This window comes from Streptococcus mitis (genome assembly GCF_002096735.1).
Lineage (GTDB): Bacteria > Bacillota > Bacilli > Lactobacillales > Streptococcaceae > Streptococcus > Streptococcus mitis_CZ.
Genome location: NZ_NCVC01000016.1, coordinates 110,147 through 124,020, shown reverse-complemented (window position 1 = coordinate 124,020; position 13,874 = coordinate 110,147). Strand labels below are relative to the sequence as shown.

The window sequence follows — 13,874 nt, the reverse complement described above, 5'->3', positions numbered from 1 at the left end:
GAGTATAAAGAGGCTGAGTCAAAAGTCTTTCAAATAAGAAAAACGCATAGTATCAGGTTGAACTGCACCCCAAAAGTTAGACAGAAAAAATCTAACTTTTGGGGTATTTTTATTATGAAATTAACTTATGATGATAAAGTTCAGATCTATGAACTTAGAAAACAAGGATATAGCTTAGAGAAGCTTTCAAATAAATTTGGGATAAACAATTCTAATATTAGGTACATGATTAAATTGATTGATCGTTACGAAATAGAGTTCGTTAAAAAAGGAAAAAATCGTTACTATTCTCCTGATTTCAAACAAGAAATGATTCATAAAGTCTTACATGAAGGCTGGACTAAAGATAGAGTTTCTCTTGAATACGGCCTCCCAAGTCGTACGATACTTCTTAATTGGCTAGCACAATACAAGAAAAACGGGTATACTATTGTTGAGAAAACAAGAGGGAGAATACCTAAAATGGGACGTAAGCCAAAAACGAGACCTGAAGAGAGGACAGAATTAGAACGTCTTCAAGCAGAAAATGAGTACCTGAGAGCGGAGAATGCTGTCCTAAAAAAGTTGAGAGAACTCCGCTTGAAGGAGGAAAAAGAGAAAGAAGAAAGACAGAAATTGTTCAAGAATTAATGACTGAGTTTTCGTTAGATATTCTTCTAAAAACCATTAAACTCGCTCGTTCGACCTACTACTATCATTTGAAACAGCTAGACAAACCAGATAAGGATCAAAAGCTTAAAGCTGAAATTCAAGCTATTTTTACCGAACACAAGGAAAATTATGGTTATCGTCGGATTCATTTAGAACTAAGAAATCGTGGTTATCTGGTAAATCATAAAAGAGTTCAACGCTTGATGAAAGTACTCAATTTACAAGCTAAAATGCGACAGAAACGAAAATATTCTTCTCATAAAGGAGACGTTGGCAAGAAGGCAGATAACCTTATTCAACGTCAATTTGAAGGTTCTAAACCAATGGAAAAGTGCTACACAGATGTGACAGAATTTGCCATTCCAGCAAGTACTCAAAAGCTTTACTTATCACCAGTTTTAGATGGTTTCAACAGCGAAATCATCGCTTATCATCTGTCTACTTCACCGAACTTGGAACAAGTGAAGAGCATGTTAAAACAGGCATTCACAGAGAAGCACTATGAGAATACGATTCTCCATAGTGACCAAGGCTGGCAATACCAACACGATTCTTATCATCGGTTCCTAGAGAGTAAGGGAGTTCAAGCATCCATGTCACGTAAAGGTAACAGCGCGGACAATGGTATGATGGAGTCCTTCTTTGGCATTCTGAAATCGGAGATGTTTTATGGTTATGAGAAGTCATTTCAGTCGCTTAAGCAATTGGAACAAGCCATTGTAGACTATATTGATTACTACAACAATAAACGAATTAAGGTAAAACTAAAAGGACTTAGCCCTGTGCAATACAGAACTAAATCCTTTGGATAAATTAATTGTCTAACTTTTTGGGGTCAGTACAGGTGTTGAAAAATTTTGATACTATGCGTTTTATTGTGGGAAGATTTTATACTCTTCGAAAATCTCTTCAAACCGCGTCAACGTCGCCTTGCCGTAGATATGGTTACTGACTTCGTCAGTTCTATCCACAACCTCAAAACAGTGTTTTGAGCTGACTTCATCAGTCTTATCTACAACCTCAAAACAGTGTTTTGAGCAACCTGCGGCTAGTTTCCTAGTTTGCACTTTGATTTTTATTGAGTATTAGATGAATATTAATCAAAATAAAGCAAGTCTTTGCTGGTACTTGTAAAGAGGTCAAAGCCATCCTTGGTAACAACACCGCAGTCTTCAATACGAACACCGACTTTACCAGGGATGTAGATACCTGGTTCAACAGAGAAGCACATGCCTTCTTCGATGACCATGTCGTTTCCTTCCATGATAGATGGGAATTCATGGACATCCATACCGATACCGTGACCGAGACGGTGGTTGAAGTATTCACCGTAACCAGCTTTTTCGATGACCTCACGGGCAGCGCGGTCCACTTCATGGGCAGTCACACCTGGTTTGATAAAGTCAAGAGCAGCTTGTTGGGCTTCAAGAGTCAAGTTATAAATATCTTTCTTGAAATGGTCTGGTTTACCAACAGCGACTGTACGAGTCATATCTGAAGCATAGCCGTTGACCAGAACACCGAGGTCAAAGAGGAGAAGAGCATCATTTTCAACCTTGTTTGCTGCTGGAATACCGTGTGGATTTGCAGCATTATCACCTGTCAAGACCATGGTGTCAAAGCTCATTTCATAGCCTTCACGTTTCATAGCAAAGTCAATTTGAGCGATGATATCTGTCTCAGTCTTATCAAGAGAAATATTGTCAAAACCAACCTTAACTGCCTTGTCAGCATAGAGACCTGCAACCATCATTTTTTGCACTTCATCAGCTGATTTGATGAGGCGCATGCGTTGGATACGAGGAGTGAGGTTTTCAAACTCAGCAGTTTCAAAGACTATTTTCAAGCCATGATATTTGGTCAAGATGAGATTGTCAAACTCAACAGCGACACGTTTGAAATCAAGCTGTGGAAGAGCATGTTTCATTTTTTGCCATGGATTTTCAGAATCCACATAGCCCACAACTGGGAAGGAAACAGTGCTAGTAGCACGCTCCACTTCAAGGGCTGGGACAAAGAGGAGGGGTTCTTGATCTGCTAGGACAAAAAGGAACATTTGGCGTTCATGGGGATCGCTGTAAAAGCCAGTGAGGTAATTGATTGTGACGGGGTCAGATACGACAGCGACGTCTAGTTTTTCTGATTCAAGATATGTTACGATTTGTTGTAATTTAGACATATGCTACCTTCTTTCTACTCCTCTATTTTGGCAAAAAAAGAGAGAAAATGCAAGGGAGAAGGGTAAAAGAACAGCTAAAAAGAACTCCGATAAGATAGGGAGTTCTTTGATATCATTTTCCTTTGTTTAAGAAAAGTCAGCCTTGCTTTTGACGTCGCTGTATTCTTCAGCGATTTCTTGGCTGAGGATGTCCTCATAGGCAGGAAGTTGGATATCCTGACCGTATTTCTTCTTGAGGGCAGTAGTGACCAGGCGATAAGCTAGATTGGCATTACGAGAGAGGATAGGCCCGTGGAAGTAGGAACCAAAGACATTCTTATAATGAACCCCTTCGCCGACTTTTTCTTCGTTATTTCCATTTCCATAGACAACCTGTCCCAGTGGTTTTTGGTCATCTGAGAGGAAGGTACGGCCCTGATGATTCTCAAATCCATAGTAGGTTTCATTGAAATCTTCATTGTGAATCTTGATGTCCCCGATAAAACGGTTATTGGTCTGGTTGAGCGTGTAGTGGCCCATGACCCCTAGTCCTTCGATACGTCTCCCTGAAGCTTCAACATAATATTGCCCCAATAATTGGAAACCACCACAGATAGCCAGAACCACACCGTCGTTTTGGATGTAGTTATCAATGCTCTCTTTTTTAGCAGGTAGGTCGTCTGCAATAATACTTTGTTCAAAGTCTTGACCGCCACCGAAAAAGGCGATGTTGTAGTGATTTTCGTCAAAGTCATCATGGAGAGAAACGATGTCAACGGTCACATGGGCTCCCAGCTTTTCAGCCACATACTTGAGCATGAGGATGTTTCCATTGTCCCCGTAGGTATTCATGAGATTTCCGTAGAGGTGGGCAATGTTGAGCTGATAAGGGTAATTGCCAGCTTTTGAGGAAAGTGAAGTATAAACCATTAGTTCATTTCCTTTCTAACAATCTGACGACTAGCCAGCAGTTCGCGGAATTCAAGCATAGCAGTATAGGTAGCCAGGATATAAGCATGCTTGCAGTCTTGGTTTTCAATGGTCTTAAGAACTTGTTCCAGACTACTTGTTTCAGTAATTTTATCAGCTGGATAGCCAGTTACTCGTAGGCGACGTGCGATTTCAGAATGACGAACACCTCCAGCGTTAATTTCTGGAATATCCATGTCAGTGATTTGTTCAAAATCAGCATCCCAGATCCAGCTGGTATCAATTCCGTCTGCATAGTTAGCATTGAGGAGGACAGATAGGCTAAATGGATAAGGTGCTAGTTTGATCATTTCGATAGCTTGGGTTGCACCGACTGGATTTTTAATCAAGACGAGGGTACATTCCTTGTCACCGATATGGAAGGTTTCTTGGCGTCCAAAGACAGCACGGCTCTTATCAAATCCTTGCTTGATGAGTTGTGAATCTGCACCAAGGAAACGGGCGATGGCAACCGCAGCTAGGGCGTTGTAGATATTGTAGAGACCACCGATTTGGATACCGTATTCTTGTCCGTCAATGACAAAGCGAGAGCGATTGTTGGTTAACTCAACCAATTCTGTCAAGCGATAGTTGAGATCAGGACGTTTGCAGCCACAATTTTCACAGATATAGGCCCCCAAGTTGGCATAGGTATTGTGCTCATATTTGAGGATGCCTTGGCAGTCAGGACAGAGAATTCCTTCTGTATTGTAGTGAGCTTCTCGAGCGGGTCCTTTTTCTAAGTCAAAACCAAAATACTGTACAGGATTTGGAATAGCTGGCTTGTAGAAAAGTGGACTGTCTCCATTAAGGAGAACAGTAGCCGTAGGCACCTTACGAATGGCATCCAAAATCATCTTGTAAGTTGTGTAAATTTCACCATAGCGGTCCATCTGGTCACGGAAGATATTCGTGATGACAAAAAGGCTTGGCTGGATATAGTCACAGATACGAGATAGACTGGCTTCGTCGATTTCTAGGACGGCAATATTTTTCCCAGTTTTAGAAGATTTGGCTGTTAAAAAGGTTGTCGCAATTCCTGTAATCATGTTGGCACCGCTTGGGTTGGTCAGAACTTGACCATAAATCTCTTTTAAAATGCCGACAGTGAGAGCAGTTGTCAAGGTTTTTCCGTTGGTTCCAGTCACCACGACAATCTCGTAGTTCTTAGCTAGGTTTTGTAAAATATCTTTATCGAATTGAAGGGCAAGTTTTCCTGGAAGCGTACTTCCACGGCCAAGACGGCTTAAAATGAAGTGGGAAGAACGCCCAGCAAGAAGGCCCAAAGTAGTTTTTAATTTCATGTTTCTATTATATCATAAAAGAAGGAAAAGACAGATTTGAGATTCCGCAGAAGTAAAAACAGCCCAAGGAGGGCTGTTCGATACGATTAAATCTCAACTTAAATCGCAAACAAGTCATTCAAGTTCTCAGCCAAGGTTGGGTGAGTGAAGATTTGTTTTGTGAAGTAAGTGTAAGGAATTTTGTTGTCCATAGCAACAGTGATGATGTTGATGATTTCTTGAGAACCTTCTGAGAAGATGCTTGCTCCAAGAATTTCTTTTGTTTCAGTATTAACCACAGCTTTGAAAGCTCCACGAAGGTCTCCATTTACGTGACCACGAGGCATGGCTGCAACAGGAATTTCCTTAACAGCGTATGGAAGTTTCAAATCAGCTGCTTGGCTTTCAGTTAAACCAACTTGTGAAAGTGCAGGTGTGATAAACATGGTGTTTGGTACATTGAGACGGTCTTCAAGTGTGTAGCTGCCATCTCCAGCAAGGTAGCTGTAAACAACACGGAAGTCATCAAGTGAAATGTAAGTAAATTGAAGGCCACCGTTGACATCTCCAACTGCAAAGACACCAGGAACGTTTGTTTGACAATGTTTGTCCACTTTAATAGCGCCACGTTCAGTTAGTTCAATATCTGTATTTTCAAGTTGAAGTGGTTCTATATTTGGTTTGCGTCCAGTTGCGTAGAGAAGGGCGTCGAAACGGTAAGTTTCATTTTCAGTTACAACAAGCACTTGGTCACCGTCGTTTTTGATTTCAGTAGTACGGATGTTTTGAAGCAACTCAATACCGTCTTCTTCCATGTATTGTTTAGCAAGAGCTGCGATGGAAGGTTCTGCACGAGGAAGGAAAGTATCCAAGGCATCTAGGACTGTGACCTTGCTTCCAAGTTTGTTGTATAAACCAGCAAATTCAAGACCGATATTTCCACCACCAAGGACTCCAAGGTTTTCAGGCAATTTGTCCAAGTTTTGGATACCTGTTGAGTCAAAGACGTTTTTGCTTGTAGCAAGTCCAGGGATTGGCAATACGTTTGAAACAGCACCAGTGTTGATGACGATTGTTTCAGCAGTCAGTTCTTTCTTTTCATCACCAGCTTGGATTTCGATGACTTTATTTGAAAGGAAGTGAGCTTCCGCATCATAGATATCTACGCCTGTACCAGCAACAGTCGCATAGTTTTTACCGTTGAGGCGACCAGTGATAGTGTTTTTGGTAGCAATCACTTCTTCAAAAGACAAGTCTTTTTCAGCAGCAACTAGCAAAGTTTTAGTTGGGATACATCCGATGTTGATACAAGTTCCACCGTACATAGCTTTGCTACGTTCAACGAGGGCAACTTTTTTGCCAGCTGAAGCCAATTTACCAGCTAGTGTTTTACCAGCTTTACCAAATCCGATAACGATTAAATCATAAGTTAACATTTAGAGTTCCTCCTATTCGAATTTCATTCTAGCACAAGAAAAAAACTTTTGCACAATTCTGCTACGCTTTAAAAAAGTTTATGAAATAGTGGAAATTTCATCCTTATTTTCTCTGAAAAATCGTTTACATGAGTTTATCGATGGATTGGGCTATCTTTTGCTCTGTTCTTGTGTTATACTAGATAGGTTGCAAAGAAAACAGTACTTTTCTTTTGTGGAAAAGAAGCAACACGATTTTGTATCCAGTATATGAAAATACGTCATAAAAAGAAAAGTATAAACTAAGCCCTATAGGGTGGCTTCGCACCACCTTTAGAAAGAAGAAGAACGTGAAATTTAATGAATTAAACTTGTCTGCTGATTTGCTAGCAGAGATTGAAAAAGCTGGTTTTGTAGAAGCCAGTCCGATCCAAGAACAAACTATTCCCTTAGCTCTTGAAGGTAAGGACGTTATCGGTCAAGCTCAGACTGGTACAGGAAAAACTGCAGCCTTTGGCTTGCCAACCCTTGAAAAAATCCGTACAGAAGAAGCGACCATCCAAGCCTTGGTCATCGCTCCAACTCGTGAACTAGCTGTCCAAAGTCAAGAAGAGCTCTTCCGCTTTGGTCGTAGTAAGGGAGTCAAAGTCCGTTCAGTATATGGCGGATCAAGCATTGAAAAGCAAATTAAGGCTCTTAAATCTGGTGCCCATATCGTGGTGGGAACTCCAGGTCGCCTCTTGGACTTGATTAAACGTAAGGCCTTGAAATTACAAGATATTGAAACTCTTATCCTTGACGAAGCGGATGAAATGCTCAACATGGGCTTCCTTGAAGATATCGAAGCTATCATTTCTCGTGTCCCTGAAAACCGTCAAACTTTGCTTTTCTCAGCAACTATGCCAGATGCTATCAAACGTATCGGTGTTCAGTTTATGAAAGAACCTGAGCATGTCAAGATTGCTGCTAAGGAATTGACAACAGAATTGGTTGACCAATACTATATCCGAGTCAAAGAACAAGAAAAATTTGATACCATGACTCGTCTCATGGATGTGGAACAGCCTGAGCTTGCTATCGTATTTGGTCGTACCAAACGCCGTGTAGATGAATTGACTCGTGGTTTGAAAATCCGTGGCTTCCGTGCAGAAGGAATTCATGGAGACCTAGACCAAAACAAACGTCTTCGTGTCCTTCGTGACTTTAAAAATGGCAATCTTGATGTTTTGGTTGCGACAGACGTTGCAGCGCGTGGTTTAGATATTTCAGGTGTGACCCATGTCTATAACTATGATATTCCACAAGATCCTGAAAGTTATGTTCACCGTATCGGTCGTACAGGTCGTGCTGGTAAGTCAGGTCAGTCTATTACTTTCGTTTCACCAAATGAAATGGGCTACCTCCAAATCATTGAAAACTTGACTAAGAAACGCATGAAAGGTCTCAAACCTGCAAGTGCAGAAGAAGCCTTCCAAGCTAAAAAACACGTAGCTCTCAAGAAAATCGAACGTGATTTTGCAGATGAGACTATCCGTGCCAACTTTGAGAAATTTGGTAAGGATGCTCGTAAGCTGGCTACCGAATTTACTCCAGAAGAATTGGCAATGTATATCTTGAGTCTGACTGTTCAAGACCCAGATAGTCTTCCTGAAGTGGAGATTGCACGTGAAAAACCACTGCCATTTAAACCATCAGGTAATGGATTCGGTGGTAAAGCTAAGGGAGGTCGTGGAGGCCGTCGTGGGGACGACCGTCGAGACCGTGATCGCCGTGGCAATGGTCGTCGTGATGATTTCAAAAAAGGAAGTCGTGGCAATGATCGTTTTGATAAAGACAGACGTTACCGTAATAAAGACAATAAAAAACCACGCAATACTTCAAGCGAAAAGAAAACAGGTTTTGTTATTCGTAACAAGGGCGATAAATAAGAAAAAGCGGTTCAAAATGAATCGCTTTTTTATATAAGGAGACCGAATGGAAAAAGAAAGATAAATAAAATAGATATATTATCTTCTTGTAATATTATAATACACAAAAATAGAGGTCTTGTCAATAGAAAAGAAGCAATTTAATTAAAAATATTCTTGTTTTTTCAAATTGCAATTAAATAAGCAATTTTCAGATAATAATTGAAAATTCAAGCTGTTTATGTTATAATGATAGCGATTAAATTCGAGGTGAAAAATGGCACATTTATTAGAAAAAACTAGAAAAATTACTTCTATCCTGAAGCGCTCAGACGAGCAGTTGCAGGAAGAACTTCCCTACAATGCGATTACCCGTCAATTGGCAGATATTATTGACTGTAACGCCTGTATCGTCAATAGCAAGGGACGTCTCCTTGGCTATTTTATGCGTTACAAAACCAATACAGATCGTGTAGAGCAATTCTTCCAAACTAAAATTTTCCCGGATGACTACATTCAAGGTGCGAACATGATCTACGATACAGAAGCCAATCTGACAGTTGATCATGATTTAAGTATTTTTCCTGTGGAAAGTCGTGCCGACTTTCCAGACGGTTTGACGACTATTGCACCGATTCATGTATCAGGGATTCGCCTTGGTTCTTTGATTATTTGGCGCAATGATAAAAAATTCGAAGACGAGGACTTGATTCTTGTTGAGATTGCGAGTACCGTTGTTGGGATTCAACTCCTCAACTTCCAGCGTGAAGAAGATGAGAAAAATATCCGTCGCCGTACTGCTGTTACCATGGCGGTTAATACTCTGTCTTACTCCGAACTCCGTGCTGTTTCAGCAATTTTAGGGGAATTAAATGGAAATGAAGGGCAGTTGACTGCGTCTGTGATTGCAGACCGTATCGGTATTACCCGTTCTGTGATTGTCAATGCTCTTCGTAAACTTGAGTCTGCGGGAATTATTGAAAGTCGCTCACTTGGAATGAAGGGAACCTATCTTAAGGTCTTGATTTCAGATATTTTTGAAGAAGTGAAGAAAAGAGATTACAAATGACTAAGGCTTTGATTTCGATTGATTATACAGAAGATTTTGTTGCTGATAGTGGAAAATTGACAGCAGGCGCTCCAGCTCAGGCTATTTCAGATGCCATCAGCAAGGTGACTCGATTGGCTTTTGAAAGAGGAGATTACATCTTCTTTACCATCGATGCTCACGAAGAAAACGATTGTTTCCATCCAGAAAGCAAGCTGTTTCCTCCTCACAATTTGATTGGGACTAGTGGACGGAATTTATACGGAGATTTGGGGACCTTTTATCAAGAGCATGGTTCAGACAGTCGTGTCTTTTGGATGGATAAACGCCATTACTCAGCTTTTTCAGGGACTGAGCTGGATATCCGTTTGAGAGAGCGTCGAATTTCTACAGTTATTTTAACCGGAGTTTTGACGGATATCTGTGTCCTGCATACAGCTATAGATGCCTATAATTTAGGATATGACATCGAGATTGTTAAACCAGCTGTTGCATCTATCTGGCCTGAAAACCATCAATTTGCCCTAGGTCATTTCAAAAATACACTCGGAGCTAAGTTAGTAGATGAAAATCTAAATGAAATTTCTGAGTAATTTGGTTGATGAAATGAAAAAATTGAAAAAAAGTGTTGACAAGAATCCCAAAAGTTGATATACTAGTAAAGTAATCGACGCGGGGATGGCGGAATTGGCAGACGCGCAGGACTAAGGATCCTGTGACCGCTTTAGGTCGTGAGGGTTCAAGTCCCTCTCTCCGCATAGGATAAGAGTTAGCTTAGGCTAGCTCTTTTTTCATATAATTCAAGTAGAGCAAAAAATTTTTGCTCTTTTTTTGTATTTCATAAACATTTCATATTTGGATTTTATAATAGTCTTACAAATATGGAGGTGACAAATGAATCCAATCCAAAGAGCTTGGGCTTATGTCAGCAGAAAACGACTGAGAAGTTTTATTTTATTTCTGATTTTATTGGTCCTATTGGCTGGAATTTCGGCCTGTTTGACTCTGATGAAGTCCAACAAAACAGTGGAAACCAATCTTTACAAATCACTCAATACCTCTTTTTCTATTAAGAAGATAGAGAACGGTCAGACTTTCAAGCTGTCGGACCTAGTATCTGTAAGCAAGATTAAGGGACTGGAAAATGTTTCTCCTGAACTCGAGACGGTCGCAAAACTAAAAGACAAGGAAGCAGTGAGTGGCGAGCAGAGCGTGGAACGTGATGATTTGTCCGCTGCGGATAAGAATTTGGTTAGCTTAACGGCTCTTGAAGATTCATCTAAGGATGTTACCTTTACCAGCTCGGCTTTCAATCTAAAAGAAGGGCGACACCTTCAAAAAGGGGATTCAAAGAAAATCATCATCCACGAAGAGCTGGCTAAGAAGAATAGTCTTTCGCTTCATGACAAGATTACCTTAGAAGCTGGTCAGTCAGAAGCTGGCAAAGGACAAACAGTAGAGTTTGAGATTGTCGGCATCTTTTCTGGTAAAAAGCAAGAGAAATTTACAGGCTTGTCTTCAGACTTCAGTGAAAACCAGGTCTTTACAGACTATGAAAGTAGCCAAAGCCTTTTGGGTAATGGTGAATCTCTAGTCACTGCAGCTCGCTTCTATATAGAAAATCCTAAGGAAATGGACGGACTCATGAAGCAGGTAGAAAACTTGGCCTTGGAAAATCAAGGCTATCAAGTTGAAAAGGAAAACAAGGCTTTTGAACAAATCAAAGACTCAGTTGCTACCTTCCAAACTTTTCTGACCATCTTCCTTTATGGAATGTTGATAGCAGGAGCAGGAGCCTTGATTCTTGTCTTGTCTCTCTGGTTGAGAGAAAGAGTCTATGAAGTGGGAATTTTACTGGCACTTGGAAAAGGCAAGAGCTCGATCTTCCTACAATTCTGCTTAGAGGTAGTTTTGGTATCTCTCGGAGCTTTGCTTCCAGCATTTGTTGCAGGAAACGCCATCACATCTTACCTACTCCAAACTCTACTAGCAAGTGGAGATCAGGCAAGCTTACAAGGTACACTAGCCAAAGCAAGCAGTCTATCAACCAGCATCCTATCTTTTGCAGAATCCTATGTTTTTCTAGTTCTGCTTAGTTGCTTATCTGTAGCCCTTTGTTTCCTATTCTTATTTAGAAAATCGCCTAAAGAAATTTTATCATCTATTAGTTAAGAAGGAGAAATCATGACTTTATTACAATTACAAGATGTTACCTACCGTTATAAGAACACTGCTGAAGCAGTCCTATATCAGATCAATTATAATTTTGAACCCGGGAAATTTTACAGTATTATTGGGGAGTCAGGAGCAGGAAAATCCACTCTCTTGTCCCTACTGGCTGGTCTAGATAGTCCTGTTGAAGGTTCTATCCTTTTCCAAGGAGAGGATATTCGTAAGAAGGGCTATTCCTACCATCGTATGCACCATATTTCCCTGGTCTTTCAAAATTATAACTTGATAGATTATCTTTCTCCACTGGAAAATATCCGCTTGGTCAACAAAAAGGCAAGCAAGGATACACTGCTTGAGCTTGGTTTGGATGAAAGTCAGATCAAGCGGAATGTTCTCCAGTTATCAGGTGGTCAACAACAACGTGTTGCTATTGCTCGTAGTTTGGTCTCAGAAGCTCCAGTTATTCTAGCGGATGAGCCAACGGGAAATCTGGACCCTAAAACTGCTGGAGATATTGTCGAACTGCTCAAATCACTTGCCGAGAAAACAGGTAAATGTGTCATCGTCGTAACTCACAGCAAAGAAGTGGCACAAGCATCAGATATTACACTTGAGTTGAAGGACAAGAAACTGACTGAAACTCGCAATACTACGAAATAATACGAGCTTTTTCTGTTATACTCTTCGAAAATCAAATTCAAACCACGTCAGCATCGCCTTACCGTACTCAAGTACAGCTTACGGCTAGCTTCCTAGTTTGCTTTTTGATTTTCATTGAGTATCAGAACTATAAAATAGAACAACATCTAGAAAGGGAACCTATGTTACACAATGCATTTGCCTATGTTACAAGGAAGTTTTTCAAATCGATTGTCATCTTCCTGATTATTCTCCTCATGGCGAGCTTGAGTTTGGTCGGCTTGTCGATCAAGGGAGCTACTGCCAAGGCTTCTCAGGAGACCTTTAAAAATATCACCAATAGCTTCTCCATGCAAATCAATCGTCGCGTCAATCAAGGAACGCCACGTGGTGCTGGGAATATTAAGGGTGAGGACATCAAAAAAATCACCGAAAACAAGGCCATTGAGTCTTATGTGAAACGCATCAACGCTATCGGAGATTTGACTGGCTATGAACTCATCGAAACTCCAGATACCAAGAAAAATCTGACACCTGATCGTGCTAAACATTTTGGAAGTAGCTTGATGATTACAGGTGTCAATGACTCCTCTAAAGAAGACAAGTTTGTCTCTGGTTCTTATAAGCTGGTCGAAGGAGAGCACTTAACAAACGACGACAAGGACAAGATCCTCCTGCACAAGGACTTGGCAGCCAAACACGGCTGGAAAGTCGGGGATAAGGTTAAACTAGACTCCAATATCTACGATGCAGACAATGAAAAAGGAGCCAAGGAAACAGTCGAAGTGACAATCAAGGGACTCTTTGATGGTCATAATAAGTCAGCAGTAACCTACTCACAAGAACTCTATGAAAATACAGCTATCACAGACATTCACACTGCTGCAAAGCTTTATGGATACACAGAAGACACAGCCATTTATGGGGACGCAACCTTCTTTGTAACAGCAGACAAAAACTTGGATGATGTCATGAAAGAGTTGAACGGTATCAGCGGTATCAACTGGAAGAGCTACACACTTGTTAAGAGCTCATCTAACTATCCAGCTCTTGAGCAATCCATCTCTGGTATGTACAAGATGGCCAATCTCCTCTTCTGGGGTAGCTTGAGCTTCTCAGTTATTCTCCTTGCCCTCTTGCTCAGCCTTTGGATCAACGCCCGTCGCAAGGAAGTGGGAATTCTCCTCTCTATCGGTCTCAAGCAGGCAAGTATCTTGGGTCAATTCATCACTGAATCCATCTTGATTGCCATCCCTGCTCTTGTTTCTGCTTACTTCTTAGCTACTTACACAGCGCGTGCAATCGGAAATACTGTTCTTGCCAATGTCACTTCAGGTGTTGCCAAGCAAGCTAGCAAGGCTGCTCAAGCCTCTAACCTTGGTGGTGGTGCAGAAGTAGATGGCTTTAGTAAGACCTTGTCGAGCCTAGATATTTCCATTCAGACATCAGACTTTATCATCGTCTTTGTCCTTGCCTTGGTTCTAGTGGTTCTCGTTATGGCGCTTGCTTCAAGCAATCTCCTTAGAAAACAACCAAAAGAGCTCTTGCTGGATGGTGAATAAGTTTAAAAAAATTAGTCTGGAATAAAGATTGCATCTTGTTTTTCTATTCCAGAATGGTGGATAGAGAATG

At 40.8% G+C, this 13,874-nt stretch carries 12 protein-coding genes and 1 tRNA gene; 8 read left to right on the top strand and 5 right to left on the bottom strand.

Annotation, left to right across the window (positions count from 1 at the left end):
• Positions 1-114 precede the first annotated feature (114 nt).
• A protein-coding gene (locus B7703_RS06020) for an IS3 family transposase (protein WP_142358199.1) occupies positions 115-1,463 on the top strand; the annotation gives its coding sequence in 2 pieces (ribosomal slippage) (positions 115-556 and positions 556-1,463; 1,350 coding nt in all).
• Positions 1,464-1,523: 60 nt separating this feature from the next.
• Here B7703_RS06020 and B7703_RS10085 read toward each other — a convergent pair.
• The 5 genes from B7703_RS10085 to B7703_RS05995 form a co-directional block, all read right to left on the bottom strand.
• Positions 1,524-1,718: a hypothetical protein gene (locus tag B7703_RS10085; RefSeq protein ID WP_239822245.1), complete on the bottom strand. Its 195-nt coding sequence runs from the start codon at positions 1,716-1,718 to the stop codon at positions 1,524-1,526.
• A 29-nt stretch (positions 1,719-1,747) separates the two neighbouring features.
• On the bottom strand, positions 1,748-2,830 hold the full coding sequence (locus B7703_RS06010) for a M24 family metallopeptidase (protein ID WP_084924030.1): 1,083 nt from the start codon (positions 2,828-2,830) through the stop codon (positions 1,748-1,750).
• 126 nt (positions 2,831-2,956) lie between these two features.
• Positions 2,957-3,739, bottom strand: a complete 783-nt coding sequence (gene gatD, locus B7703_RS06005; protein ID WP_084924028.1) for a lipid II isoglutaminyl synthase subunit GatD — start codon at positions 3,737-3,739, stop codon at positions 2,957-2,959.
• The gene (murT, locus tag B7703_RS06000; RefSeq protein ID WP_084924027.1) at positions 3,739-5,082 is read right to left on the bottom strand and encodes a lipid II isoglutaminyl synthase subunit MurT; all 1,344 of its coding nucleotides are present in this window, start codon (positions 5,080-5,082) and stop codon (positions 3,739-3,741) included. Before murT ends, gatD begins: the two co-directional genes overlap by 1 nt.
• 98 nt (positions 5,083-5,180) lie before the next feature.
• Positions 5,181-6,497, bottom strand: a complete 1,317-nt coding sequence (locus B7703_RS05995; protein ID WP_084924026.1) for an FAD-containing oxidoreductase — start codon at positions 6,495-6,497, stop codon at positions 5,181-5,183.
• 329 nt (positions 6,498-6,826) lie between these two features.
• Between B7703_RS05995 and cshA the strand changes: the two genes are divergently transcribed.
• The 7 genes from cshA (at position 6,827) to vex3 (ending at position 13,804) form a co-directional block, all read left to right on the top strand.
• Positions 6,827-8,404, top strand: coding sequence for a degradosome RNA helicase CshA (gene cshA, locus B7703_RS05990; protein ID WP_084924024.1), 1,578 nt, complete (start codon positions 6,827-6,829; stop codon positions 8,402-8,404).
• A gap of 256 nt (positions 8,405-8,660) precedes the next feature.
• The gene (gene codY / locus B7703_RS05980; protein WP_084924023.1) at positions 8,661-9,452 is read left to right on the top strand and encodes a GTP-sensing pleiotropic transcriptional regulator CodY; all 792 of its coding nucleotides are present in this window, start codon (positions 8,661-8,663) and stop codon (positions 9,450-9,452) included.
• Positions 9,449-10,024, top strand: a complete 576-nt coding sequence (locus tag B7703_RS05975) for a cysteine hydrolase family protein (RefSeq protein WP_084924020.1) — start codon at positions 9,449-9,451, stop codon at positions 10,022-10,024. Before codY ends, B7703_RS05975 begins: the two co-directional genes overlap by 4 nt.
• A gap of 79 nt (positions 10,025-10,103) precedes the next feature.
• Positions 10,104-10,189: transfer RNA gene (locus B7703_RS05970), tRNA-Leu, on the top strand.
• Positions 10,190-10,325: 136 nt separating this feature from the next.
• Positions 10,326-11,603: an ABC transporter permease gene (locus tag B7703_RS05965; protein WP_084924019.1), complete on the top strand. Its 1,278-nt coding sequence runs from the start codon at positions 10,326-10,328 to the stop codon at positions 11,601-11,603.
• A 12-nt stretch (positions 11,604-11,615) separates the two neighbouring features.
• Entirely contained in the window at positions 11,616-12,263 is a 648-nt protein-coding gene (gene vex2, locus B7703_RS05960; protein ID WP_024057461.1) for an ABC transporter ATP-binding subunit Vex2, read from the top strand.
• Positions 12,264-12,424: 161 nt separating this feature from the next.
• Positions 12,425-13,804 (top strand): ABC transporter permease subunit Vex3, encoded by a 1,380-nt coding sequence (gene vex3, locus B7703_RS05950; RefSeq protein WP_084924017.1) that lies wholly within the window; start codon positions 12,425-12,427, stop codon positions 13,802-13,804.
• Positions 13,805-13,874 lie beyond the last annotated feature (70 nt).